The organism is Arthrobacter sp. ISL-30 (assembly GCF_018613855.1).
Taxonomy (GTDB): Bacteria; Actinomycetota; Actinomycetes; order Actinomycetales; family Micrococcaceae; genus Arthrobacter.
On the sequence record NZ_JAGGPK010000062.1, the window covers coordinates 1 to 24,129 of the forward strand.

At 63.2% G+C, this 24,129-nt stretch carries 25 protein-coding genes; 8 read left to right on the plus strand and 17 right to left on the minus strand.

The annotated features are described in order from the left end of the window. Nucleotides 1–184: 184 nt before the first annotated feature. The gene (locus J7E82_RS19845; protein WP_214865796.1) at nt 185–1,012 is read left to right on the plus strand and encodes an SGNH/GDSL hydrolase family protein; all 828 of its coding nucleotides are present in this window, start codon (nt 185–187) and stop codon (nt 1,010–1,012) included. 9 nt (nt 1,013–1,021) lie between these two features. On the opposite strand, the gene J7E82_RS19850 is transcribed toward J7E82_RS19845, so the two are convergent. The 5 genes from J7E82_RS19850 to J7E82_RS19870 form a co-directional block, all read right to left on the minus strand. Further along, nucleotides 1,022–1,885 carry a 3-hydroxyacyl-CoA dehydrogenase family protein gene (locus tag J7E82_RS19850; protein WP_214865798.1) on the minus strand — a complete coding sequence of 288 codons (864 nt, stop codon included), beginning with the start codon at nt 1,883–1,885 and terminating at the stop codon, nt 1,022–1,024. Next, nucleotides 1,882–2,754: an enoyl-CoA hydratase/isomerase family protein gene (locus J7E82_RS19855; RefSeq protein ID WP_214865800.1), complete on the minus strand. Its 873-nt coding sequence runs from the start codon at nt 2,752–2,754 to the stop codon at nt 1,882–1,884. The genes J7E82_RS19850 and J7E82_RS19855 overlap by 4 nt, the downstream gene beginning before the upstream one ends. After that, on the minus strand, nt 2,755–3,978 hold the full coding sequence (locus J7E82_RS19860) for an acetyl-CoA C-acyltransferase (RefSeq protein WP_214865802.1): 1,224 nt from the start codon (nt 3,976–3,978) through the stop codon (nt 2,755–2,757). 103 nt (nt 3,979–4,081) lie between these two features. Then, a complete protein-coding gene (locus tag J7E82_RS19865) occupies nt 4,082–4,768 on the minus strand; it encodes a pentapeptide repeat-containing protein (RefSeq protein WP_214865804.1) in 687 nt (228 codons plus the stop codon). Then, complete coding sequence (locus tag J7E82_RS19870) at nt 4,768–5,226, minus strand: SRPBCC family protein (protein WP_214865806.1); 459 nt, start codon at nt 5,224–5,226, stop codon at nt 4,768–4,770. The genes J7E82_RS19865 and J7E82_RS19870 overlap by 1 nt, the downstream gene beginning before the upstream one ends. A 126-nt stretch (nt 5,227–5,352) precedes the next feature. Here J7E82_RS19870 and J7E82_RS19875 point away from each other — a divergent pair, with 126 nt between their 5' ends. After that, on the plus strand, nt 5,353–5,529 hold the full coding sequence (locus J7E82_RS19875) for a CsbD family protein (RefSeq protein WP_214865841.1): 177 nt from the start codon (nt 5,353–5,355) through the stop codon (nt 5,527–5,529). Nucleotides 5,530–5,676: 147 nt separating this feature from the next. Here J7E82_RS19875 and J7E82_RS19880 read toward each other — a convergent pair whose 3' ends face one another. The 7 genes from J7E82_RS19880 to J7E82_RS19910 form a co-directional block, all read right to left on the minus strand. Next, nucleotides 5,677–7,158 carry an amino acid permease gene (locus J7E82_RS19880; RefSeq protein ID WP_214865808.1) on the minus strand — a complete coding sequence of 494 codons (1,482 nt, stop codon included), beginning with the start codon at nt 7,156–7,158 and terminating at the stop codon, nt 5,677–5,679. A 263-nt stretch (nt 7,159–7,421) separates the two neighbouring features. Then, complete coding sequence (locus J7E82_RS19885; protein ID WP_214865810.1) at nt 7,422–7,736, minus strand: Rieske 2Fe-2S domain-containing protein; 315 nt, start codon at nt 7,734–7,736, stop codon at nt 7,422–7,424. Beyond that, nucleotides 7,733–10,252 (minus strand): nitrite reductase large subunit NirB, encoded by a 2,520-nt coding sequence (nirB, locus tag J7E82_RS19890; protein ID WP_214865812.1) that lies wholly within the window; start codon nt 10,250–10,252, stop codon nt 7,733–7,735. Before nirB ends, J7E82_RS19885 begins: the two co-directional genes overlap by 4 nt. Beyond that, a complete protein-coding gene (locus J7E82_RS19895) occupies nt 10,252–10,599 on the minus strand; it encodes a molybdopterin oxidoreductase (protein ID WP_214865814.1) in 348 nt (115 codons plus the stop codon). The genes nirB and J7E82_RS19895 overlap by 1 nt, the downstream gene beginning before the upstream one ends. 173 nt (nt 10,600–10,772) lie before the next feature. After that, nucleotides 10,773–11,648 (minus strand): metal ABC transporter permease, encoded by an 876-nt coding sequence (locus J7E82_RS19900; RefSeq protein WP_214865816.1) that lies wholly within the window; start codon nt 11,646–11,648, stop codon nt 10,773–10,775. A 5-nt stretch (nt 11,649–11,653) separates the two neighbouring features. After that, entirely contained in the window at nt 11,654–12,391 is a 738-nt protein-coding gene (locus J7E82_RS19905; RefSeq protein WP_214865818.1) for a metal ABC transporter ATP-binding protein, read from the minus strand. Continuing rightward, on the minus strand, nt 12,388–13,353 hold the full coding sequence (locus J7E82_RS19910; protein WP_214865820.1) for a metal ABC transporter substrate-binding protein: 966 nt from the start codon (nt 13,351–13,353) through the stop codon (nt 12,388–12,390). The genes J7E82_RS19905 and J7E82_RS19910 overlap by 4 nt, the downstream gene beginning before the upstream one ends. A 52-nt stretch (nt 13,354–13,405) precedes the next feature. On the opposite strand from J7E82_RS19910, the gene J7E82_RS19915 reads away from it, so the two are divergent. Beyond that, the gene (locus J7E82_RS19915; RefSeq protein WP_214865822.1) at nt 13,406–14,143 is read left to right on the plus strand and encodes a CPBP family intramembrane glutamic endopeptidase; all 738 of its coding nucleotides are present in this window, start codon (nt 13,406–13,408) and stop codon (nt 14,141–14,143) included. 48 nt (nt 14,144–14,191) lie between these two features. On the opposite strand, the gene J7E82_RS19920 is transcribed toward J7E82_RS19915, so the two are convergent. The 4 genes from J7E82_RS19920 to J7E82_RS19935 are packed head-to-tail and all read right to left on the minus strand — an operon-like array spanning nt 14,192 to nt 19,180. Continuing rightward, a complete protein-coding gene (locus tag J7E82_RS19920) occupies nt 14,192–16,006 on the minus strand; it encodes a hypothetical protein (RefSeq protein ID WP_214865825.1) in 1,815 nt (604 codons plus the stop codon). A gap of 31 nt (nt 16,007–16,037) precedes the next feature. Continuing rightward, the gene (locus J7E82_RS19925; protein ID WP_214865826.1) at nt 16,038–16,955 is read right to left on the minus strand and encodes a carbohydrate ABC transporter permease; all 918 of its coding nucleotides are present in this window, start codon (nt 16,953–16,955) and stop codon (nt 16,038–16,040) included. 3 nt (nt 16,956–16,958) lie between these two features. Then, nucleotides 16,959–17,906 carry a sugar ABC transporter permease gene (locus tag J7E82_RS19930; RefSeq protein WP_308113977.1) on the minus strand — a complete coding sequence of 316 codons (948 nt, stop codon included), beginning with the start codon at nt 17,904–17,906 and terminating at the stop codon, nt 16,959–16,961. A gap of 2 nt (nt 17,907–17,908) precedes the next feature. Beyond that, on the minus strand, nt 17,909–19,180 hold the full coding sequence (locus J7E82_RS19935) for an extracellular solute-binding protein (protein ID WP_214865828.1): 1,272 nt from the start codon (nt 19,178–19,180) through the stop codon (nt 17,909–17,911). Nucleotides 19,181–19,500: 320 nt separating this feature from the next. On the opposite strand from J7E82_RS19935, the gene J7E82_RS19940 reads away from it, so the two are divergent. The 4 genes from J7E82_RS19940 to J7E82_RS19955 all read left to right on the plus strand — a co-directional run bounded on the left by J7E82_RS19940 (nt 19,501) and on the right by J7E82_RS19955 (nt 23,196). Further along, nucleotides 19,501–19,938, plus strand: coding sequence for a VOC family protein (locus J7E82_RS19940; RefSeq protein WP_214865830.1), 438 nt, complete (start codon nt 19,501–19,503; stop codon nt 19,936–19,938). 21 nt (nt 19,939–19,959) lie between these two features. After that, complete coding sequence (locus tag J7E82_RS19945; protein ID WP_214865832.1) at nt 19,960–20,916, plus strand: 1,4-dihydroxy-2-naphthoyl-CoA synthase; 957 nt, start codon at nt 19,960–19,962, stop codon at nt 20,914–20,916. Nucleotides 20,917–20,985: 69 nt separating this feature from the next. After that, nucleotides 20,986–22,224: an AMP-binding protein gene (locus tag J7E82_RS19950; RefSeq protein WP_214865834.1), complete on the plus strand. Its 1,239-nt coding sequence runs from the start codon at nt 20,986–20,988 to the stop codon at nt 22,222–22,224. A gap of 90 nt (nt 22,225–22,314) precedes the next feature. After that, nucleotides 22,315–23,196 (plus strand): 1,4-dihydroxy-2-naphthoate polyprenyltransferase, encoded by an 882-nt coding sequence (locus J7E82_RS19955; RefSeq protein ID WP_214865835.1) that lies wholly within the window; start codon nt 22,315–22,317, stop codon nt 23,194–23,196. 9 nt (nt 23,197–23,205) lie between these two features. On the opposite strand, the gene J7E82_RS19960 is transcribed toward J7E82_RS19955, so the two are convergent. Then, entirely contained in the window at nt 23,206–23,514 is a 309-nt protein-coding gene (locus J7E82_RS19960; protein ID WP_214865837.1) for a DUF4229 domain-containing protein, read from the minus strand. 90 nt (nt 23,515–23,604) lie between these two features. Between J7E82_RS19960 and J7E82_RS19965 the strand changes: the two genes are divergently transcribed. Continuing rightward, the gene (locus J7E82_RS19965; RefSeq protein ID WP_214865839.1) at nt 23,605–23,979 is read left to right on the plus strand and encodes a PLD nuclease N-terminal domain-containing protein; all 375 of its coding nucleotides are present in this window, start codon (nt 23,605–23,607) and stop codon (nt 23,977–23,979) included. Nucleotides 23,980–24,129: the final 150 nt, after the last annotated feature.

Genomic DNA, 24,129 nt, shown 5'->3' on the forward strand with positions numbered 1-24,129 from the left:
GGGATGGGGCCCGCCCGCCCGCCGAAAACGGCCAAGACCATCCAGTGGAACACCACCGGCAGCGAGGCCGGCGATCCGCCGTGCCCGAAACCAGAATCCGCTGCCCGCCCGACAATCAATCAGAACCGACCACGGATCGGTGGATCAAGGCTTAGACCTGCACCTCGGATGCAAAGGGAATCTTATGATCATCAGCAATGTCCGACGTCGGTTACTCACCTTATGCGCGGGCCTCGGCTCAGTTTCGCTCATCCTGGGCTTAGCGGCCGGTCCTGCGGAAGCCGCACCGGAAGCCACCAAACAGCCAGCGGCCTTCTATGTGGGCCTCGGCGATTCCTACGCCGCGGGCACAGGCGGCGGGCCCGTCATCAAGGGAGCGTTCCTTCCCGCCGAATGCCTGCAAACTGCCCATGCCTACCCCAGCCTCCTGGATGGCAGCAACCTTGGCTGCTTCGGCGCCACCACCGGCGACATCGCAGTGATCGCCCTGGGACTCTCACCTGTCTTGTCCAACGCGAGCGAGGTCAGTATCACCGCCGGGGGCAACGACGTCGGCGCTGGCGCGGTGTCCGCAGCCTGCACTGCCGCTCCTGTAAGCCAGGACTGCGGAATGGCCCTGCTCAATGTCCAGGCGGCACTCCTTGAGCTCCCAGGAGCCATCAAGGGCCTGGTTATCCACGTCGAGAGCCTGGCAGCGCAGGCGGATGTGGTGGTGACGGGCTACCCGCGGCTCTTCACCATCACCAGTGACATGAGCCTGGAACAACGGGCCGTGGCCACAGTGATCAATCGAATGACGGATCAGTTGAATAGCGCAATCCAAGCGGGAGCCGTTCAGGCGGGCGTACGCTACGTCGACGTAGCCTCCCGTTTCAATGGCCACGGCATTGGCTCGGCTACTCCATGGATCAATTACCAGCCCGGAGTCGTCAACGCGGACACGTTCCACCCGAATGCGGTCGGCTACACGAATGGCTACGGTCCAGCGGTAAGGAGCGCCCTGAAGCGATAGGGCCGGCGGTCAGTCCTTCCAGTCGAAGAAGCCCTTGCCGGTCTTCCTGCCCAGTTCGCCACGGGCCACTTTGTCACGCAGGATCTGCGGCGGCGCGAAACGCTCCCCCAGCGTGGAGTGCAGGTATTCTGCGATGCCGAGGCGAACGTCCAGGCCAACGATGTCAGTGGTCTTCAACGGCCCGGTAGGGTGCTTGTAGCCCAGAACCATGGCGGCGTCGATGTCCTCTGGCGAGGCGATGCCTTCCTCCACCATGCGCATGGCTTCCAGTGCAATCGCGACGCCCAGGCGCGAGGAAGCGAAGCCGGGAGCATCACTGACGACGACGGCCGTCTTGCCCAGCGCCTCGACCCACATCCGGGCGACATCGGCCAGCTCGGGTGATGTCTGCTTCGCCAGCACCACTTCGATGAGGGTTGATGCGGGCACTGGATTGAAGAAGTGCAGCCCAAGGAAGTTGGCGGGACGGGCAAGCTCGCCAGCCAGGGCCGTCACGGACAAGGAAGATGTGTTGGAGGCAAGGTACGCGTATGCAGACAAGTGCTCCTCCACAGCCTTGAGGGCGGCGACCTTGAGGTCGAAGTCCTCCGGCACTGCCTCAACCACCAGGCCACAATGGACGAACGAGTCGTAGTCCGTTGACGTGCTGAAGCGGGAGAGTGCCTGCTCCGGCGACTCCGTCAGGGCGCCGCGTTCGGCGGACTTGGCCACGGCGTCGGCCACCCTGTCCTGTGCGCCCGCGGCAGCGTCGGCGTCGCGCTCCACCACAATCACGGTGGACCCTTTGATGAGGAAGGCGTGGGCAATCCCGGCGCCCATGCGGCCGCCTCCCAGGACGCCGACGACGTGGGGAAGAGGCGGAACTGCTGTCATGACCTGGTCCTGTCGGGTTCAAGGGTGGATTCTGCGCCGGCTTGGTCGCCGGGGCCGCCAGCGTCTGCGTTCTGGCCGCCGCCGTCGGTGGTCTTCTTAGCTGCGTTCTTTTTGTCGGCGTTCTTCTTGTCGAGGAACGCCTGCATGCGGTCGAACTTGGCCTCAGACTCAAAGAGGACGCCCTGCGCCAAGGTGTCGATTAGCGGGTGTGACTCGGCCGGGGCATGGAAGACAGCCTTCGTGATGCGGACGGCCAGCGGGTCCTGGCGGGCGATGCGGTCAGCCAGCTTGTGCGCGGCCTCCATAAGCTCCGGAGCCTCATGGATTTCGGTAATCAGGTTGATCCTAAGGGCCTCCTCAGCTCGCAGGACCGCCCCCGCCAGCAGGATCTCCTTGGCGATCGGCTCCCCCACCAGTTCCTTGAGCCTCCAGCTGGCACCGGCCGCGGCCAGGATACCCAATCCGGTCTCCGGGTTGCCGATGCGCACCGCCGGCGTGCCGATCCTGAAGTCGGCAGCGTAAGCCAGCTCGGCGCCACCGCCCAGGCAATAGCCGTCCAGGGCCGCGATGACCGGCATGGGCAGCCTGGCAATCCGCACAAAGACCGTGGAGTTGATGCCTTGCAAAGCGTCGTCACGGCGCCGCTGCCGCAGCTGGCCGATATCCGCACCAGACGCGAAGACCCCATCCACGCCGGAAATAATCAGGGTCTTGGGCGATCGTTCGAGTTCGGCGCACACCAGGTGGAGCTCGTCCACCATCTGCTCGTCGATGGCGTTGCGGACCTCGGGACGGTTGAGGAGCACTGTGATGCGGTCCTCCCGTTCCTCAATCAGGAGGGTGGAGAAGGCTTTCGGATCCAGGGTCATCTACACGCCTTCCAGCAGCATTGCGGTCCCTTGACCGACGCCGATGCACATGGTTGCGAGACCGATCCTACGGTTTTCACCGCTGAGTTCCCGCTCCATGCGGCCCAACAGCGTGATCGCTATCCGGGAGCCGCTGGAACCGAGGGGATGACCGAGCGCAATGGCTCCGCCGTCGTTGTTCACGATCGACTCGTCCAGCCCCAGCCGTCGCATGACCGCGAGCGATTGCGTTGCAAAGGCCTCGTTGAGCTCGACGGCGGAAATCTGGTCCGCCGCCAGCCCCGTCCTGCCCAGCACCTTCTGGGTCGCCGGAACAGGCCCGATGCCCATGATCTCCGGTTCGCATCCAGCCGATGCTCCATCCAGGATCCTGGCCCGCGGAGTTAGGCCGAACTTACTAATTGCCGCCTCGGAGGCCACGATGATGGCCGAGGCCCCGTCGTTCAGGCTGGACGAATTTCCGGCCGTCACCACGGAGCCGCCGGAAACAACGGGACGGAGCCCCGCCAGGACATCCATGGTGGTTCCGGGACGAGGGCCCTCGTCCGTGTCTACCACCGTCTCGCCCTTGCGGTTCTTGACGGTGACAGGCACGATCTCTTCCTTGAACCGTCCCCCTTCGATGGCGGCAAGCGCGCGCTCATGGGAGCGGACGGCGAAGGCGTCGGCGTCTTCACGGGAGATGCCATCAACCCGGGCCACTTCCTCGGCCGTTTCCGGCATGGAGAACGTCATTTTTCCATCCCGGGACAGCTCGCCCTTCTGGAAGGCCGGATTGGCGAACCTCCACCCGATGGAGGTGTCGAAGATTTGGCCAGGCTTGGCAAACGCCGTCTGCGGCTTCTCCTGTACCCAGGGCGCGCGGCTCATCGACTCGACGCCGCCGGCAACGACGATATCGGCGGCACCGGCCTTGATCATCTGGCTTGCCAGGATGATCGCGCTCAGCCCCGAGGCACAGAGCCGATTAACCGTGATTCCCGGGATGTGGAGGGGAAGTCCGGCCAGAAGGGTGGCCATGCGTGCAACGTTGCGGTTTTCCTCGCCTGCGCCATTGGCGTTACCGAGGATGACTTCGTCGATCGCGTCCGGGTCAACGCCGGCACGCTCCACGGCTTCTCGAACCACGAGCGCTGCGAGGTCGTCCGGCCGTACAGCGGAGAGCGCCCCTCCGTACCGGCCGACTGGGGTGCGGGCACCGCCAACAAGAAAAGCCTCAACCATGAGAACATCCTTCGCGAAGGGAGCGGGGCCGGGATGAATAAATTACCGACCGTTCGTTCTATAAAGATTACACGCTGTCGCGGAGGGGTCAACCCGAAAGCAGCTACACCACGCGGATTCCCAAGTGCGCGGCAAGAAGCGGCGAGAGCAGGGAGAGCTGGTAATCGTCGACAACCGCACCGGCGATGCTGCCCAGTCCATTCACGGCCTTGAAGTCCGAACTGCGCAGGTCCATGTCCTTGAGCCTTGCGCCACCGACATCAATAGTTCCGATGCGGCAGTCCTTCAGGGCCAGGCGGTTAATGGTGCACCCGCCGAGGTCGAGCTCATTGATGATGCAGCCACTGATCAGAACGTCCGCCAGCTTGGATCCGCGCAGGTTCACATAGTCCAGCTTGCCGCCGTCGATCTTTACTGACTGCCACATTCCCTCGTAGAGCTCCGCCGATCCCCAGCGAGGATTAGTGATCTCCACCTCCCGCCAGGTGCTGCGGGCCGCCAGCAGGACCGGCGCGAAAGGCTCGGTGAGGATGCAGTCCCGGAATGTAGCCCCGCGCAGCTGAGTATTGGTCAAGGAGACACGGTCCAGTTCGCATTCGATGAAATCCGCACCGCCGAGGTCGAGGTCGTCGGCCGCGATCTGGCTGAAACGCAGGCCGTCATAGCTTTCGCCCCTGGCGAAGACCGGGGAAAGCTCCTCTCGGAGCTCGTCCAGCTGTACCGATGACAGCCTGGGCGGAGCAACTTTGTCCGCCAGTAATTTTCCTGCAGCTTTACCTGCGGCCACCATCAGAGGGATTCCGCCTTCGCCGCGATTTCCACCAGGTCCTTCCTGAGGGCCTTTCGGGTGATGTTCATTCCGATGCCACCGAACAAGGCCATCATGATCCTGCTCAGGGCGGTCGGCTTGACTACCTCGGCGCCGAAGTCCAGCCTGAGGTCCGTGCCGCCGTCGCGCTCCTGGAGGGTGAAGCGGGTGGTGTAGTCCGTGCCGCCTTGGAGTGCCTTGACCGTGGTGCTCCGCGGAGGGTCCGCCTCCGACACCCACATCTCCATAGTCTCCCGCCGGCCCATCATGGTGCGGGTCTCCTTCCAGCGCGTTCCCGGGCCATAAGGACCGTCCGTCAGCATCTGGATGGAATCAATCCCGGAGAGCGTGCTGGCAGAGCCCGGGATGTCCGAAAGGACGGCCCAGACCTTCTCCGGCGCTGCCTTGATGTGGTGGGTGATGGTGGTGGTGTGCGCCATGATTCGAGCCTAGCCTCGCACGCCACATTTTGTGGGCGGCCGAGCCATGCTTGCAATCGCGAAGGAGCCATGCTTATGGTAAGTAAGCTTAGTAAAATCGGAAGTCACGAGAGAGGTGGAAACACCGTGGGTATCGGCGACAAGATCAAGCACGGAGCGGAGCACCTTGGCGGGCAGGCAAAGGAAGCCACTGGCGAGGCAACGGACAACCCGGACCTTGAGGCCGAAGGCCAGGGAGACCAGGTAAAGGCCGACGCCAAGAAGGTGGGCGACGACATCAAGGATGCGTTCAAGAAAGACTGAACCGTTCGCCGGGGCGCGGGATCCTGTCAGGGTCCCGCCTCCGGTTTAAGGGTCGCGATCAGGAATCGCGATTAAAGCCAGACGACGACGGCCGGCGCCTCTGATTCTTGGGGGAGGCACCGCCGTCGACGTCTTTTGTGTGGGAGCTTAGCTGAACAGGGCGTTCTTCGGCTCGTTGTTCCTGACCTTCCGCCACCCGAGCCACAGCAGCAGGGCGAAGAAGGGGATGGTGGCCAGCGTCCAGAAGCCGAGCAGGAAGACTTCCCCTGTTTCCTTGTTGGTAACAGTGTCGAAGCCGATCAGCACGGTGATCGCGAGCAGCGCTACAAGGCCGATCCAGCTGGTCCACGGCGAACCGGGCATCGGCAGGCTGGAGACCTTGCCCTTCTTGTGGCGCAGCGCTATCTGGCTGGCAAAGATGGCGCCCCAGGTGAAGATGACGCCGATAGAGGCTGTGTTCAGCGCCAGGTCGAAGGCATGGGAGCCGCCCAGCCAGATGTTGAGCAGGATGCCCACGAGGTAGAAAGCGGCGATCGCGAGGATTGCCGCATAGGGCACATGGCGCGAAGACATTCTGGTGAGCCACTGCGGGGCGTGCCCGTTGTTGGCCATGCTGCGGAACACACGGCCAATCGAGTACAGGCCGGAGTTGCAGGAGGACAGGGCCGCGGTAATGACGATCATGTTCATCACGTCGCCCACCCAGCCGAGGCCCATCTGGCCGAAGACGGTGACGAAAGGAGAGGTGCCGGCCTTGTACTGGTCAGAGGGCAGCAGCATGGCCAGGAGCGTTACGGAACCTACGTAGAAGACCACGATGCGAAGGACGACGGCGCGGATCGCCTTGGGCACCTCGCGGGCGGGGTTCTGCATTTCACCGGCCGTGATGCCGACGAGTTCGATGCCGTTGTAGGCGAAGATCACCGCGTTAAGCACGAGGACCATAACCAGGGCGCCCTTGGGGAACATCCCGCCGTCGCCGGCAAAGAGGTTGGCAACGGACGCGTTGCCCTCACCCACCTGGGCGTTGGTGAGCACCATGAACGTGCCGACAGCGAGGAAGATGACGATGGCGCCCACCTTGAGGCAGGAGGCCCAGAATTCGAACTCGCCAAACGCCTTGACGCTGAGCAGGTTCACTGCGACGAGAAGTGCGAGCGCCGCGATGGCGGACGCCTCAACGGGCACGTTGGGGAAGAAGAACTGAAAGTACAGACCGATCGCGATCAGTTCCGCGATCCCGGTCATGCCCCAGTTGATGAAGTACATCCAGCCGGAGAGGTAGGCGCCCTTCTTGCCGAACATTTCGCCGGCATAGCTGACGAAGGAGCCGGACGTCTGGCGGTACATGATGAGTTCGCCGAGGGCCCGCATCAGCAGGTAGGCAATGACGCCGGCAATGGCATAGGAGAAGATCAGCGCCGGCCCCGTTGAGGCCAGGCGTCCGCCTGCTCCCATAAAGAGCCCGACGCCGATCGCGCCGCCCATTGCGATCATGGTGACGTGGCGGCGGCTCAGGCTCTTCTGGTAGCCCTCGGCACTGAGGTTCTCGGAAGTGCTGGAAGAAAGTTGCTGCGTGTCCGGGGTTACCGGGTCACGCTGAAGGTCTGTCGTGGTGTTTTGAGGCACAGCGGTTCCTTGTGGGTTGGGGTAGTGCCGGCGGCTGCAACGAGGTTTGGGCACAGAAAATTCGGCAAAAGCTCATTTTGTGAGCCAGGAATCGTGCCCAAACAGGAGAATCATCGAAGCGAAAATCCGGCAACGCCATCTTACATGGTGAAACGGGCTTGAAGTGACGCGGGCAACACCGGGCCCCCTCCTTCAGAAGCAACGCGGGGTCACTTACGGCATGTTTCCCCTAGGAATGGGCCGCAACTGACCCCGCGTTGCAGTTATGCCATGCGGAGGACGATGTTCCGCTGCTCGTCAGTTCGAACTTCGTAAATTCGGAGGGGTCCGGCTCCCGTGGTGGAGCAGCCAGTATCCAGCTCGAAGGCGTGCTGGTGCAGCGGACACATGACCACACGCTGGTCGATGGTGCCATCGGCGATGGGGCCGCCCCTGTGCGGGCACACGGCAGAGACGGCGCGCAGGGTTCCGTCCCGAAGCCGGAAAACCGCCACCTGTTCGCCGTCGACTCCAAAGGCGCGGCCTTCGCCTAGCGGAATCTGCTCCAGCGGGCCCAGAATGTGGGGCACGGCGCTCATCGGACCGGAACCTGCGGCAGGACCTCGAGCGGCAGCGATGTGCGGAACTGTCCCGGCGTGAACGGATCATCGCGTTCGCTCCAAGGATCCACGTAATTATCCACGGAAGCCTGCATGGCGGCGTCGAGGCTGGCTGCAATGCCCTCGGCATCATCAACCACCACTGCCCGGATGTGCTCGATGCCCACCCTGGGCACAAACGCATAAGTGCGTTCCAGCCAGTTGGCGTTCTCCCGGTAGTACTGCATGAACCGTCCGGCCAGCAGCTTCACGTCCTCGGGGTCCTCCACGGTGGCGAGCAGGTCTCCCTTGCGAATGTGGGCTCCCGCCGCTCCCCCGACGTAGATCTCCCAGCGTCCGCCTTCAACCGCCACGACGCCGACGTCCTTGACGAGCGATTCCGCGCAGTTGCGGGGACAGCCGGATACGGCCAGCTTCAGCTTCGCGGGCGACTCGATGCCCTGGAACCTTGACTCGATCTCGATCCCCAGCTTGGTGGAATCTCCTGTGCCAAAGCGGCAGAAGTCCTTGCCAACGCAGGTTTTGACCGTGCGGAAGCTCTTGCCATAGGCGTAGCCGGACGGCATGTCCAGGTCCGCCCACACCTGCGGCAGGTCCTCTTTGCGGACGCCCAACAGGTCGATCCGCTGCCCGCCGGTCAGCTTGATCAAGGGAATGTTGTGTTTTTCGGCGACGTCGGCAATCCGCCGCAGCTGCTGCACGGTTGTTACGCCGCCCTTCATCTGCGGCACCACCGAGAATGTGCCGTCGCGCTGGATGTTGGCATGCACGCGGTCGTTGATGAAACGGGCGTCACGCTCGTCGATGTACTGGTCAGCGAGCATCATCTTCAGGAGCGACGCGAGGCCCATCTTGGACTTCGCGTCCTCCGCGCGTCCCGGCGCCAGGGCGGTAAACACCGCCGAGACCGATCGGAGGCCCTGCTTTCGGATGGCCGCCATGAGGGAGGGTTTGTCGAGCGGGATTCCCGGCACGTAGTAGCTGGCGGAAGGATCCTCCTCCACGGCGCCGTCGGCCGCCCACTCCACCACCTGCTTGACCAGCAGCTTGCAGGATCCGCAGCCCTTGCCGGCCCGGGTGGCATCCATAACCCCCGCAACGGTATTGCACCCGCCCCTCACTGTGTCCACCAAAGCCTTCTTGCTGACGCCGTTGCAGTTGCAGACCTGGGCATTGTCATCCAGCTCGGCCACTCCGGTTTCTTCACTGGGACCGGCGAGGTCGAACATCAGGGACAGCCGTTCTTCCGGCACCGGAAGACCCCGGTCAAAGGCCTGGGTGAGGTAGGCAACCTTGCGGCTATCGCCCAGCAGCGTAGCCCCCACCACTTTGTTGTCGCGGATGACGACGGACTTGAAGACCCCTCGGCCCGGTTCGGAGAAGACCACGTGCTCATCCGTTGGCCGTTCCGGTCCCTGCAGTCCCATCGAGGCAACGTCTACGCCGGCGACCTTGAGTTTGGTGGCTGTCCGGGACCCAAGGTAGACGGCGGACGTATTGGTTCCCGTCACCTGGTCAGCCAGCACGACGGCCTGCTCCCACAGCGGTGCCACCAGGCCGTACACCTCGCCGCGGTGTTGGACGCATTCGCCCACCGCGTAGATGTTGTCTTCGTCCTGGACCCTGAGGTGGTCGTCCACCACGATGGCACGTTCCACGGGCAGCGCGCTGAGGACCGCGAGCTCCACGTTGGGACGGATTCCCGCGGCCATCACCACCATGTCGCAGCCGAGGTCCGGCTTGTCGCGCAGGCGTACGCCGCTGACCCTGTCCCTGCCGAGCACCGCCGTCGTGCGGCTTCCCGTGTGCACCCTGATGCCGAGGGCTTCCACGCTGCGTCGGAGGACGGCTCCGCCCTCCGGTCCCAGCTGCGCGTTCATCAGGTGGCTGCCGGAATGGACAACGTCCACCTCTATGCCATGGCTCTGCAACCCACGGGCGGCCTCCAGCCCAAGCAGCCCCCCGCCGATCACCACCGCCCGGTGGTGCTGCTCGTGCTGGGTGTGGCGCACCATATTGCGGGTGTCGTCAATGGTGCGGAAGGCGAAGACGCCGGGTTTGACGGATCCCGCGGGCGTGTAGAGCCCGTCCATGGGCGGCATGTGTGGCCGGCTGCCGGTGGCGATGATCAGGACATCGTAGGGGGTCACCCGGCCGTCATCCGAGAAGACCTGCCTGGCGGCCCTGTCTATCCTTTCCGCCCTGACTCCGGCATGCAGGGTGATCTTGTTCTCGCGGTACCAGGGCAGCGAGTTCAGGAAGATGCCGGCGTCGTCCTCCTCGCCGGAGAGGACGTGGCTGAGCATGATCCTGTTGTAGTTGCCGTAGGGCTCGTCGCCGAACATTGTGATGCTGAACTGCTCGCCGCCGCCTCGCGCAAGGATCTCCTCCACCGCACGGGCCCCGGCCATACCGTTCCCGATCACCACCAGGCGACGCTTTGGCCCGGCCTGGCTCCGGCCGTTCGCGCGGGATCTGTCAAGGGCGCTGGTCATCAATGTTCCACCATCCCCAGATCAACCACGACTGAACCCTTAACGCCCTCCGGCGCCAGCAGGTGCAGTTCGATAACTGAGCCGCCCTCAATGTCCTCCACTACACGCAGCGGCACGTGGACGTCGCCCTTGGCCCCGATGGGGAAATACCGCATCGGGGCGCCGTCCCGCATCAGGACCACAGTGATCAACTCGGAGCAGGAGTTGCCTCCGCGGAAGTACAGGGTCTGGTTGATGACCCCGTCCGGAACGTAGTGCGAGAGCTCGCTGTGGATAAGCGCCGGTTTCTCGAGCCCGCGTCCTTCGAAGGGGAAGATGCCCTGCAGGAAAAGGTTCTTGGTGATCACGGACAGATCCTTTCGGCCGGCTGTTACCCTCAGCTCCATCCTGCTCCGTGGTTGTTTCAGACTGCCGGACGGCGGGTAAAGATCCCTTAACGCAAACCTCACCGCCGTCGAACCTCACGGCCGAGCCGGCGGCCCAGCCACCCGCCGTCGAACATGTTTGGGCACTACAGCACTTACGCCGCCAGGGCTGCCGCCCGCTGCCGCCGCAGCTTTGCCAGGCGCGTGCCGATCAGCCCCTGCCTTGGGCTGAAGAGATAGACGACGGCGAACACCGCGCCCTGCGTCACCACCACCATGGCGCCGGAAGCGGTGTCCAGGTAGTAGCTCACGTAGATCCCGGCCACCGAGCAGACCGCGGAAATGACAGGCGCGATCACGAGCATCCTGGAGAAGCGGTCGGTCAGCAGGTAGGCCGTGGCACCGGGAATGATCAGCATGGCCACCACCAGCACAACGCCCACGGTCTGCAGCGCGACCACCGAGGTCAGCGCCAGGAGCCCCAGGAGCAGGGCTCCGAGCTTGCGCGGCGACAGCCCGATGGCGTGGGCATGTGTGGGGTCGAAGGCGTAAAGGGTCAGGTCGCGTCGCTTCAGGATCAGGATGGCGAAGGCCACGACGCCCAGGACCACCACCTGGATGAGGTCCGGAACGCTCACGCCCAGGAGGTTGCCGAAAATAATGTGGTTCAGGTCAGTCTGGCTCGGCGTGATCGAGATGAGGACCAGGCCGAATGCGAACAGGGACGTGAAGACAATGCCGATCGCGGCGTCCTCCTTCACCCGGCTTGTGTTGCGGACGACGCCAATGAGGGTCACCGCCAGCAGCGCAAACACCAGCGCCCCAAGCGCGAATGGTGCCCCCACGATGTAGGCCAGCACCACACCGGGCAGCACCGCATGGGAGACGGCATCGCCCATCAGGGACCAGCCGATCAGCACCAGCCAGCAGCTCAGTACGGCGCAGACGACGGCGGCGATCGTCGTCGTCGCGATCGCCCGGACCATGAAGTCGTAGCCGAGCGGCTCGAAGAGGAGGTCCACGAGGTCCATGGTGCTCAGCCCCTGTTCAGCACGTCGAGGCCGAAGGCCATGGCGAGGTTTTCGGGCTGCAGCACCACATCCGGGCTGCCGTGCATCAGGACCCTGCGCATCAGCAGGACTGCTTCGTCACAGAGCTGCGGCAGTGCGTGGAGGTCGTGGGTGGACACCAGGATGGTGCAGCCGTCACTCGCGAGTTCGCGCAGCAGCCGCGTAATGGTGGCCTCCGAACGCTTATCTACTCCGGCGAACGGCTCGTCCAGCAGCATGGTGGTGGCGCCCTGGGCGATACCGCGCGCCACGAACGCCCGCTTCTTCTGTCCGCCCGAGAGCTGGCCGATCTGGCGGCCGGCGTAGTCGCTGAGCTCAACACGCTCCAGGGCATGCTCGACGGCGTCCCGGTCCGCCTTTCGGGGGCGGCGAGTGAAGCCCAGGTGCCCGTACCGGCCCATCATCACAAGGTCGCGGACGGACAGGGGAAAGGCCCAGTCGACGTCCTCGCTTTGCGGCACGTAGCCGATTCCGGCCTCCTTGCGGGCCTTCAGCGGTGCGTGTCCGTTGATGAGCACGCGTCCGGAATCCGGCTTTACGATGCCCATGATCGCTTTGAACAAGGTGGATTTCCCCGAGCCGTTCATGCCCACGAGTCCGCAAATCCGGGCGGGCTGAAGGCTTAGCGAGGCTGCATCCAGCGCCAGCACCTCCCCGTAATGGACGGTGACTCGCTCAACCTGGATGGCTGGGGTTGTTGTCATGACGAGGCTCCTCCTGCGGGTGCCGCGCTGGTAACCAGTGCCTGGGTGATGGTCTTGGCGTCGTGCCGGATCAGGTCAAGGTACGTCGGGACGGGTCCGTCAGCCTCGGACAGGGAGTCTACGTAGAGCACCCCGCCAAACTTCGCTTTGGTGGCGCCCACAACCTGCTGCATGGGAGCGTCGGAAACGGTGGACTCGCAGAAGACTGCCGGGACCTTGTTGGCCTTGACAAATTCGATGGCACGGGCAATTTGCTGGGGAGTGGCCTGCTGCTCGGCGTTCACGGCCCAGATGTAGACCTCCTTGAGGCCGGCGTCCCGGGCGAGGTAGGAGAAGGCGCCTTCGCAGGTCACCAGGGCACGCTGCTGTTCCGGGAGGACGCCGAGCTGGGTCACAAGTTCATCCTGCACCGATTGCAGCTGTGCCTTGTAGGCCTTGGCGTTGGCTTCGTAAGTGCCGGCGTTGGAAGGGTCCAGCTTGGAGAACGCCTTGACCATGTTGTCCACGTAGATCTGGACATTCTTGGGGGACATCCATGCATGGGGGTTGGGCTTGCCCTGGTAGGAATCCTCGGAAATGGACATCACGTCGACACCTTCGCTGACTACGGCGTGGGGCACATCGAGCCCCTCAACAAACTGGGCGAACCAGGCCTCGAGGTTGAGTCCGTTGTCCAGGATCAGGTCAGCTTCCGAGGCTTTGCGGATGTCCCCCGGGGTGGGTTCGTAGCCGTGGATCTCCGCGCCGGCCTTGGTGATCGATTCGACCCGCAGTTTGTCCCCCGCGACGTTCTTTGCCACGTCAGCCAGTACGGTGAAGGTGGTCAATACGACGGGACGATTATCGCCATCTGCTGAGGAATTACCTCCACAGGCGGCAGTTGCAAGGCAAAGGGACACGACGGCGAGCAAGGCGCCGATTCGGTGGACGACTTTGGCGCACCGAAACGAAAAGTTAGGCATACCGAATATTTTAGCTGAGCTCCGGAGTGCCGTGCAACGCTAGGCTGGACACATGCGGACCATTACACCGGCCGGGCGGCTCTACAGCTTCTCCCGCCTCGACGCGACCGCAGTGGTGCTGTACGTCTCGCTCTCCGTCCTCCTTGCCCCCATCGCGGCCGTGTTCAGCCAAGTACTGCTACAACTTTTTGCGGACGCTGCGTCCGCCGCCTTTGCCATAAACCTTGTGTTCTACCTGGTCGTGGGAACCTTTGCCGTCTTGGCTGCCTGGCGCGTGGTGGACCGGGACCTCCGCATCCTGGCGACCCGGCCCTGGTTCACGCTTCTCATGGTGCCTGTGTCCCTGCTGGCCATGGTGGTCTTCGCCGCCATACTCGTCGCCGCCACGGGGGCGTCAGAGACCTCCGTAAACCAGGCTGCGGTGCGGGGACTCGTGCGGCAGATTCCGGCGTGGCTGGTTATTCCGCTGCTGGTGATCGTGGCGCCTTTTGTGGAGGAGTACATTTTCCGGCACCTGCTCATTGGGAAATTGAGCCGCCGTCTGAACATCTGGCTATGCTGCGCCCTGTCCGTTCTCTTGTTTGCGGCCATCCATGTGGTGGGCCGGGAGGGCCTGGTGCTGGACGTACTGATGCCCTACCTGGCAATGGGCGCGGTCCTGGTGGCCGTCTACGTATGGACGGGCAAGAACGTGATGTTCTCCTACTTCGTCCATGCCGCGAAGAACCTGCTCGCCGTGATCCTCATGTACGCCATACCGCCGGAGCTGCTGGACCAGGTGACTATTTAACTGCAATGCGGAGTCACTTACGGCCCATGTTGGGCCTTCCGATGGACGCTAAGTGACCCCGCGTTGCATTGGACGCCAACGCCCCTTCAGCACCAGGTGCCAGGTCCCCCGGGTTCTTCCGGTGATATACACCTTTACGCCCGCAGTGGCGTTGGTCCCGTTCAAGTACTTGTAGTTTTCCCCGGGGTTGTATTCGGGAGGGGCATCGGGATCGGCGGGAGCTCCCGGACCGAATTCGATAGTGTCGCCACCTACCGTGTACGTGCCCGTGCCGGCCACCAATTGGTAGGTGTCCGGAGCAGCAAGAGCCTCTACGCCTGTCAGCACTCCACCCGGCCGGAACGTCAACTCAAGGGCGAAGGAGGTGTCCGCCCCCTCGAAGGCGATGTCGACGTCGGCCTTCACGCCCTGAACCCGGACAGCCACCGAGGTTGCCAGGTGATGCAGGACGGTCGGCCTGCGGTCGAAGTCCATCGCGGAGCTGAAGCGTCCTTCATGCATTAGGGAGTAGATGCCGTCCTCACGCCGGCGCTCTGGCGGCAGTGGCAGGTAGAAGCCTGCGCTGATCTCTTCGCGCATGGTCACGGTGGTTTCGGACAACGCGGTTTCCCTGCTCCGGAACGGCCCCAGGTCAAAGAAGCTCCGTGAAAGCCGGACATCGCTAAGGAAATTGCCGCCCTGCCGGAAACGCAGGAAGGTCGGGTTGTTGGACAGACCTGAGGCAACGCCCGACGCCGAGTGGTCGCCTCCTCCAAAAACCGTCACCGCGGTTTGCCCCTCCCGGAAACGGAAGGCACCGCAGTTTTCCAATGTCGCCGCGGCAGGCAAGAGCGCTTCCTCCGAATCACTTTGCGGCAGGGCTTCCGCCAAGAGGGGCATGATGCGGGCCTTTGCCAGTATCTTCGCAGGCTCCGCCGGCGGCAATCCGCCAAGCCAGGAAGCGGCGGCCGCAAAATCGAGGCGTCCCTCTGCGATCGCAAAGCGCCGGTACAGCAGCTCGAAGCCGGAGGCATAGAAATCCAGCCACTGGTCCTGCCGCCGTGAAAAGACCGACTCCACAGTGCCGTCCGAATTGAACCAGGGAAGGAAGGCCTGAAGGTTGCGGCGCACGAAGTCCAGGAGCCACGTCCGGCGCGACGCGTCGGCAATGGCCAGCAGCGACGGGTTGGTAACCGCCGTCGCGTACAGGGGGCTCCGTTCGGAATACATTCCGTCGGGCAGCTGGTCGATCCCTTCAGAAAGCCATTCATCCACGCGGCGATCGATCTCAGGACTCGGGTTGAGACGATGGATCCGGGCCAATGCAGCGCTGAGCTCCCAGCGGTGGTTGGGTGTGTGCACTCCGCCCTGGACCAGGGCAGGGGTCGCAGCCGAGACAATGCCCCGAAGGCGACGTCCGACGTCGGCTAGCGCGGCGGTGCCGTTGCTGGCGTCGGCGAGCTTATTGCCGCCGTCGTTCCTGTTGGCGCCGTTGCCGTGCTCTTCCAGCAGCTCCAGCGCCAGGCAAGCGTCGTTGATCGTGAAGGCGGAATCCGGCGGCGAGCAGAGGTTGACGCCGTCGAACAGCCCGGTGGACCCCTGCAGGAACTCCAGGCGGTCCAGGCGCAACGTCATTGGATCAAGCAGCGAGCTGTTTTCCCAATGCCTGGATTCCGGAGTGATGTAGACGGCCAGGAGACCTAACAGGTCACTCATGGCTACGCGGTGCGGCACGGCCGGAGGCGACCCCCCTGAACGCGAGCCGGCTGAATGCGACCTGCCTGAATGCTCAGGGGCCTCGAGCAGGCCGGCGATCTCGGCGTCGGCGGCTGAGACGATTCGCGCAAGGAAGGCCTGGTCGGTGTGTGGCTTGAGGGATTGCACTATGGCCTTTCGTGCCGTGTTGAGAGGTCCGCTAATCCTTAAGTCCGGCGCTGACGTCGGCGTTGAGGACGTACTTCTGGAAGACGAAGAACACCAGCACGAGCGGCAGGATGGAGATCACCGAGGCACCCAGCAGTACCGGCCAGTCAATGTTTTCCGCGCCCACAATGCTGCGCAGGGCCACTTGGAGGGTGTACCACTTGGGATCGTTCAGAACGATGAGCGGCCAGATGTAGTCGTTCCAGCGCCATTGGAACGAGAAGATGGCCAGGGTGAACAGGATGGGCTTGGAGATTGGCAGCATGATGCGGAAGAAGATGGCGAGCTCGCTGGCGCCGTCGATCCTGGCCGAATGCAGCAGGTCATCGGGGACCGTCAGGAAGAACTGGCGGAACATGAACACGCCGGTTGCCGTCAGCACGGACGGCACAATGATGCCGGCCAGGGAGTTGTACAGGCCAAGATCCCGGATCACCGTGAATGTGGGGTTCAGGATCACCTCGGTGGGCAGCATCGTGGTGGCAAGGATGCACACGAAGAACAGCCGCGTGCCCTTGTTGTTGTACTTCGCCAGTGCATAGCCGGTGCAGGCGCTGAAGAACACCGTCAGCACTGTGGTGATGATTGCCACCGTGGCCGTGTTCAGGAAGTACTGGGCAAAGTCCACGCGCTCCCAGGCGTCCATGAACCCCTGGAATGTCCATTCCCTGGGAATCATGGACAGCGGGTAGCTGAACAGCTCGCTCCCTGGCTTGAACGAGCTGAGGATGAACCAGAGCAGCGGGAAGGCGTAGATGGCCACGATCAGCCACATAAGACCGGTCAGCGGAGCTGACACTTTGGTCCGGCCTTGCCGGTTGTTCCGCTGGACTTGGGTTCGGGCAGTCTTCGCCGCCCCCACTGCGGCCTCTTCCGCGACGGCGGGAGGGAGGTTGGCAGCTGTTGCCATGGTTCAAGCCTTCTTCCGGTTGAAGCGCAACTGGATGAGCGCGATAGCCAGCAGGACCACCATCAGCACCATGGAGGCCGCACTCGCGTAGCCAACCTTCGCCTGCTCGAAACCGGTCTTATAGATGTACTGGACTATCAGCGTGTTTTCCGTGCCGGGGCCGCCGTTGGTCAGCGCCTGGATCATGGGGAATTCCTTCATGGCGTGGATCGTGGAGAGCAGGATGACCATGAACGACGTCGGCGCAATACCCGGGAGGGTGACGTTCCGGAAACGCTGCCAGGCACTTGCTCCATCCAATTCCGCTGCCTCCAGCAAGGCCTCAGGGATGTTCTTCAGCGCCGCGATGAACAGCAGCATGTTGAAGGCTGTCCCGCCCCAGGCCGCCGCAAAGATGACAACGGCCAACGCCAGGTTGCCGTTACTGGACCATGGCACCGGGTTTCCGCCCACCAAGGAGATCACGAAGTTGACGAAGCCGAAGTCCTGGCCGAACAGCCATTTCCAGATCACGCCCACCACGATGGGCGAAATCAGCCAGGGAAGGAAGATCACGATCTTTGCAGCGGTGCGCCCTCTGACGGCCTTGCTGGTCAGCAGCGCCGCAACGCCAAGGGAAGAGACGTAGGTCAGGGGCACCGAGAGCACGGTGTAGAGGAAGGTACGTGACAGGGCCGCATAGAAGCTGCTGTCCGCAAAGAGCTTCTGGAAGTTGGCCAGGCCGATGAAGTTCAGCCTGCCCACACCGCGGTAGTCAGTGAAGGAATAGATGAGGCCGAGAGCTCCAGGCCAGACGAAAAACACCAGGAAGAGCACCACGTTGACGCCGATGAGGATCAGGGGCGCGATGACGTAGCGGTTACGGCGTTTCAGCTGGGACTTGCTCCGCACGGGTCCTCCCGTGCGGAGCGTCTCCGGCGTCACCGTGGAGCTCATAGTCGGGTTAGTCACTATCAGCCACCGTTGTAGAGCTTCACGATGTTATCCACAGTGGTTTTGGCGTCCTGGCCACTGGAAAGCATCTTGACCGTTTCCTCGCGCAAGGGGTCGCCCGAGAAGGGAGTCTCTGCGTAGGCGTCGGCAACCACGCGCTTGATGGCGTTGTCGCCCTTGCCCTCGTTGCCGGCAATCTGCTTCTGGTAGAGCTCAAAAGCAGGCTTCTGGAAGGGGTAATCGATCTTGAGGTCGTTGACGGGAAGGTAACCGCCAAGCTTCGCGAATTCCGTGTAGTTGGCGTCCTCGTAGAACCAGTCGATGAACTTCTTGGCTTCCTCATCCTGACCGGTGTCCTTGAAGGCAATCATGTACCCGCCGCCAAGGTTGGTGGCGTTCAACGGCTGCTTGGGCAATGGAACGGACACCCACTCGAAGTCCTTGATGTTCTTGTTGAAGTCCGCAATCTGCCAACTGCCGGAGTAGTATGCGGCAACCTGGCCGCTCTTGAAGAGGGCATTGGCATCTTCACCGCTGAGCCAGACGGAGCGCGGCATGATCTTGTCGTCGTTGATCTTCTTGAAGTACTCAAGCGTGGTCACCGCCGCGTCGTCGGCCTCGTACTTGCCGTTTACCCGCGGGAAGGCGGTACTACCGAACTGGTACATCATGGCGCGCAGGCGGTGCCCGGAGCGGTCCATGACCATGCCGTACTTGGCCCCGCCCTTCTCGATCACCGTAGTCAGGTCCTGTACGAAGCTGTCCCAGGTCCACGCCGAATCAATGGAGGTGGGAAAGGCCACGCCCGCCTTGTCGAAAAGGGTCTTGTTGACGAAGAGGCCCACGGCGGTCAGGTCGGACGGAATCGCGGGGACAGTTCCATCCGGTGACTTCTGGATGAACTCCTCGCCGATCTTCTTTGAGGTGGCAATATCGGACAGGTCCTGCAGCTGGTTGACCCACAGCGGATCCAGGCCGGTAACGCGGGCCAGGGCCGGGAGGTCATTGGCGGTCGCGGAGTTCTTCAGCTTGGTCATGATGTCGGCGGTAGGAACGTCCACCACCTCGATCGTGATGCCGGTGGCCTCCTTGTACTTCTTGGCTGCGGCAGCGAAGGCTCCTCCCTGGTTGGTATCTCCTGAGAGGATCAACTGGAGGGTCTTGGAGCCCTCGGAGGACCCGCCGCCGCCTCCGCTACAGGCGCTCAATCCCACTGCGGCGGCCGACAAGCCGAAGGCGGCCAGCCCGAACTGGCGACGGCTGAGGTTGGCAAAGGTTGTCTTCTCTGACAATGGTCTTTCCTGTCTATTCCGGTGCGATCCCTGCGGACCATGCATCATGCTGGGGACTATGAAGCGGCCTTCGGCCGATCATCACCTGCTGGGGAAAAGCCTTTCCAGAGCCATTGTGATCTATGTCATGACAAACTGTCAAGCAAACGTATTGGCTATTAGCGAGCGTTGCGGGGGCCGCTGACCTGACTCATCCCTGGGGTGTTTCGGACACCTGCCCAGCTATCATCTGCCTTTCCGCCAAGCTTGTTGCGTCGATCGGGACCAGGAATATCCGCCAGGGCCTTCCCGGCGCGCCATGATGCTCGTAGCTTTTTTGCATGGCACTGAACATCCAGATTGTTGTCGACTGTAAGAACCCGCATGAACTGGCGGACTGGTGGGCTGAGACCCTCGACTGGGCGGTTGAGCCGCAGGACGAAGCCTTCATTCAGACGATGGTGGAACAGGGCAATGCCGAGGAATCAGACACCCTGATCTACAAAGACAAGCTGGTCTGGAAAACCGGGGCGGCCATCGGCCCGGCCGAGGACGCCGGGAAGGTCGCTCCGCGACGCATCTTTTTCCAGGCCGTTCCCGAAGAGAAGACCGTCAAGAACCGGATGCATTTGGATGTGCAGCTGGATGGCAGGGACATGGATGCTGTCCGGGCAGCGCTGGAGGCACGCGGTGCAAGCTACCTGTGGACGGGTTACGAGGGACCTCACTCCTGGTACACGATGGCAGACCCGGAGGGCAACGAGTTCTGCATCGTCTGAGTCGATTACTAGACTCAGGGTGTGAGCAACGACTTTCCCGCCAAGGTTTCAGACGTCTTCGACCCCTCCCGCTGGCGCACCGTATCCGGCTTCGACTTCCAGGACTTGACGTACCACCGGCAGGTTGAGCGGGTCTCGACAGGCTCGAGCACTGAAACTCGTGACCTTCCCACGGTCCGGATCGCCTTCAACCGTCCGGAGGTCCGTAATGCGTTCCGGCCCGGTACCGTGGACGAGCTGTACCGAGCCCTGGACCACGCCCGCATGACGCCGGATGTGGCCACAGTCCTGCTGACCGGAAACGGCCCCTCCTCCAAGGACGGCGGACATTCCTTCTGTTCCGGCGGGGACCAGCGGATCCGCGGGCGCGAAGGCTACAAGTACGCCTCCGGCGACACAGCCGAAACCATCGACCCCGCCCGTGCCGGCCGCCTGCACATCCTTGAGGTCCAGCGCCTCATGCGCACCATGCCCAAGGTGGTGATCGCCGTCGTCAACGGCTGGGCCGCTGGCGGCGGGCACTCGCTGCATGTGGTCTCCGACCTCACTATCGCCTCCCGCGAGTACGGCAAATTCAAGCAGACCGACGCAACCGTGGGAAGTTTCGACGCCGGTTACGGTTCCGCGCTGCTCGCACGGCAGATCGGCCAGAAGGCCGCGCGGGAGATCTTCTTCCTGGCACGGGAGTACTCCGCCGAGGATATGGTCCGGATGGGTGCCGTCAATGAGGCGGTGGACCACGAACGCCTTGAAGAGGTAGCGCTGGAATACGCCGCGGACATTGCCCGACAGTCCCCGCAGGCTATCCGCATGCTCAAGTTCGCCTTCAATCTGGCCGACGACGGACTGGCCGGGCAGCAGGTGTTCGCCGGCGAAGCCACCCGGCTCGCCTACATGACAGACGAGGCCGTGGAGGGCAAGGAAGCCTTCCTTGAGAAGCGGGATCCCGACTGGTCGCGCTTCCCGTACTACTTCTAGCCGCGCTGCCCCCACGCAGCTTCCGAATACCGCAGCACCCGCCCCTCCCCCAGCCTTGGAAAGAATCCCATGAACATTGACCCCGTATTGAAGGCCCTGGCAGCCGCCCTCCATGGCGAGGGTCCCGCCGTCGAGATTTCCGTGGATCCTGACGGCAACCCAGTGGCCACCGCAGTCGACGTTCCAGGCGTGGAGGACGCCGCCGTCGTGGTCCGCACCTCCGGGTCCACCGGAGCACCTAAGGCTACCGTGCTGACCGTGGATGCCCTCGCGGCGTCGTCGATGGCTACGGCGATCGCGCTAAAAGGCGAGGGACAGTGGCTGCTCGCCCTGCCGCTGCAGTACGTGGCCGGTGTCCAGGTGCTGGTGCGCTCCCTCTTCGCCGGCACCCGGCCGTGGGCAATGGACCTGAACGACGGTTTCACCCCCGAAAGCTTCACCGCCGCAGCCGAGGAACTGACCGACAAGATCCGCTTCACCTCCCTTGTCCCCGCCCAGCTGACGCGGCTGCTCGACGCTCCGTCACCCGCTACCCTCGCCGTGCTCCGGCGCTTTAACGCGATCCTCCTCGGCGGCGCCCCCGCTTCTCCGGAGCTCCTGGCAGCTGCAGCCGACGCCGGACTTCGCGTCGTAACCACCTACGGCTCAGCCGAAACCTGCGGCGGTTGCGTGTACGACGGCGAGCCGCTGGACGGCGTCCAAGTCAGGCTCGACGACGACGGCAGGGTCCTGCTCGGCGGCGCCACCATCGCAGCGGGTTACCTGGACGACGACTCTCGACTGGACGCCTCCGGACGGCTCGGGAGCGGGACCGAAGCTGGAGCGGAGGCCTTCTTCGAGAAGGACGGTGAGCGCTGGTACCGCACCAACGACCTCGGCGAGCTCTCCGACGACGCCAAACTGATCGTCCATGGCCGCGCCGACGACGTCATCATCACCGGCGGCGTCAAGGTCTCCGCCGCCTTCATCCAGACGGAACTGGAAAAGCTCGACGACGTCCGTGCGGCTTTTGTTGCCGGGGTACCTTCCGCTCGTTGGGGCCAGGCCGTGGCCGCCTATGTTGCCGTGGAACCAGGCAGCCTGTTGCCGACTAATGGGGAGCTAACGGGCGGGGAGGCGGCTGGCGGGAAGGCTACTCGTACGGAGGCTGCCGCTGCCGCGGCGATACTGCAGCAGTCCCGCACGCGGCTAGAGGCCCTGGCTCCCAAAACCGTCCATGCGGCTCCGGCCCTCATCATGCTGCCGAACGGCAAGCCCGATCGGCTGGCCATGATTGACCACCTCACCCGGCTACATCAGGCAGAATAGACAAGTTCTGCCTGACCCCCGGCCGGACAACTTCCTGCCTGACCAACTTCCTGCCTGACCAACTTTGAGAAACAACACGAGGTACTAGCCGTGGCCACAGCCGCTCAATGGATTAAAGGCGCCCGCCCGCGCACCTTGCCCGCCGCGATCGCTCCTGTTCTGATCGGAACGGCCGCGGCGTACGAGCTCCACGCTTTCCGTCCCTTGAACGCAGTGCTCGCCGCCCTCGTGGCCCTCCTGCTCCAGATCGGCGTGAACTACGCCAACGACTACTCCGACGGAATCCGCGGCACGGACGAGGACAGGGTGGGCCCTCTCCGGCTTGTCGGGTCGAGGCTCGCGAAGCCCGAAGATGTCAAGAGGGCGGCCTTCGGTGCCTTTGGCCTGGCCATGGTGTTCGGACTGATCCTGGTGATCATCACCCAAAGCTGGTGGCTGATCCTGGTGGGCCTCGGCTGCGTTTTGGCCGCCTGGGGGTACACCGGCGGCAAGAATCCCTACGGCTACATGGGCCTTGGCGACGTGTTCGTGTTTGTGTTCTTCGGCCTCGTCGCCACCCTGGGCACCACCTACACCCAAGCGGGACAGGTCAGCCTTCCGGCGTGGATCGGCGCGATCGGTACAGGCTTGATTGCCTGCGCCCTGCTTATGGCCAATAACGTCCGGGACATTCCCACGGACACAGCTGCCGGAAAACGTACCCTGGCCGTGCGCCTTGGCGACCAGCATGCCCGTGAGAGCTATGTACTGATGCTTGCCGTGGCGATCCTGCTGGTGATTGTGCTCGCCCCAACCAAACCGTGGATGCTGATCGTGCTCTTGCTGATACCCGCCTGCCTGATGCCGGCCTGGCTCATGGTCAACGGCAGGAAGCGCAAGAGCCTTATCCCGGTCTTGAAGCAGACGGGCCTGATCAACCTCGGCTACAGCCTGCTGTTCTCACTCGGGCTCGTACTCAGCACGGGATCCTAGCCCAGCGGCTTAGGCGTCCTTGGGCCGCTTGTCATTGTCCACTGCGATGTCGGGGTTTTCGTCGACCAGGCGGTCCTCAGCCTCGGCGTCGGCAACTTCCCCGGCGGTCCTGATCGGCTTGGCCCTCCCGGAGAAGCGTTCCCGCATTTCATTAGTGGCGGCGTCGCGCTGCTTCTGGAAGAACAGGTAGCTGATGGCGAAGGCAATGAGCCCCGCAAAGATCACCGCAAGGAGCCACCCCAGCTCCAGCAGGACGAAGAGCACGAACAACGGCACGAACAGCGCCAAACGGATCAGGGAGTACTTCAGGAAAGCCACACATCAAGTTTAGCCGCCCAAAACATTGCACTCTGATCACGGCCCCTGCTCCCGGCACCCGGCGGCGCATCAGGCGACTAGACTTGTCGCATGCTCCGAGTAGTCGCCGTTGTCGCCATCCTGGTTGTGTTTGTTTATGGGCTGGTCGATGTGATCCGGACGGACCGGAACTCCACAAGATCCATTTCGAAGCCGGCCTGGATCGTTGTGATGATAGTCCTGCCTGTCGTTGGCGCGATCCTCTGGTTCATCTTTGGACACCCTTATGGGAACAAGCGCGCGGCGCCCCAGTCGTATCGGCATCCCACAGCCCCCGACGACGACCCCGAATTCCTGCGAAACCTGGAAACCCGCCGCCGCAACCAGGCCGAGGCCGAGCGCCTGAAAAAGCTGCGCGAAGAACTGGACGCCAAGGAACGCAAGCTAAAGGGAGAGTCGGGAGCAGAAGAGGGCCCGACCGCCTAACCCCAAGCACCCGGTCTCCCAACTGACTCGCAGTTGTTGTCGTTATGAGCTTGGTGGAGTCATATGGTCGTAGCAACGCTCTGAATTGATGGAGTGTTCTATGGTCAAGTCTTATCCACTGAGCGCACGCACCGAGTTTGTGGACTTGGT

Bases quoted from the DNA above. Each gene is read 5' to 3' on its own strand.
- J7E82_RS19915 (WP_214865822.1), top strand. From the start codon at position 13,406: ATGCGGACCATTACACCGGCCGGGCGGCTCTACAGCTTCTCCCGCCTC.
- J7E82_RS19900 (WP_214865816.1), bottom strand. From the start codon at position 11,648: ATGGACCTCGTGGACCTCCTCTTCGAGCCGCTCGGCTACGACTTCATG.
- J7E82_RS19965 (WP_214865839.1), top strand. From the start codon at position 23,605: ATGCTCCGAGTAGTCGCCGTTGTCGCCATCCTGGTTGTGTTTGTTTAT.
- J7E82_RS19860 (WP_214865802.1), bottom strand. From the start codon at position 3,978: ATGGTTGAGGCTTTTCTTGTTGGCGGTGCCCGCACCCCAGTCGGCCGG.
- J7E82_RS19940 (WP_214865830.1), top strand. From the start codon at position 19,501: ATGGCACTGAACATCCAGATTGTTGTCGACTGTAAGAACCCGCATGAA.
- J7E82_RS19910 (WP_214865820.1), bottom strand. From the start codon at position 13,353: ATGCCTAACTTTTCGTTTCGGTGCGCCAAAGTCGTCCACCGAATCGGC.
- J7E82_RS19845 (WP_214865796.1), top strand. From the start codon at position 185: ATGATCATCAGCAATGTCCGACGTCGGTTACTCACCTTATGCGCGGGC.
- J7E82_RS19865 (WP_214865804.1), bottom strand. From the start codon at position 4,768: ATGGTGGCCGCAGGTAAAGCTGCAGGAAAATTACTGGCGGACAAAGTT.
- J7E82_RS19925 (WP_214865826.1), bottom strand. From the start codon at position 16,955: ATGGCAACAGCTGCCAACCTCCCTCCCGCCGTCGCGGAAGAGGCCGCA.
- J7E82_RS19950 (WP_214865834.1), top strand. From the start codon at position 20,986: ATGAACATTGACCCCGTATTGAAGGCCCTGGCAGCCGCCCTCCATGGC.
- J7E82_RS19885 (WP_214865810.1), bottom strand. From the start codon at position 7,736: ATGAGCGCCGTGCCCCACATTCTGGGCCCGCTGGAGCAGATTCCGCTA.
- J7E82_RS19855 (WP_214865800.1), bottom strand. From the start codon at position 2,754: ATGACCCTGGATCCGAAAGCCTTCTCCACCCTCCTGATTGAGGAACGG.
- nirB (WP_214865812.1), bottom strand. From the start codon at position 10,252: ATGACCAGCGCCCTTGACAGATCCCGCGCGAACGGCCGGAGCCAGGCC.
- J7E82_RS19850 (WP_214865798.1), bottom strand. From the start codon at position 1,885: ATGACAGCAGTTCCGCCTCTTCCCCACGTCGTCGGCGTCCTGGGAGGC.
- J7E82_RS19870 (WP_214865806.1), bottom strand. From the start codon at position 5,226: ATGGCGCACACCACCACCATCACCCACCACATCAAGGCAGCGCCGGAG.
- J7E82_RS19905 (WP_214865818.1), bottom strand. From the start codon at position 12,391: ATGACAACAACCCCAGCCATCCAGGTTGAGCGAGTCACCGTCCATTAC.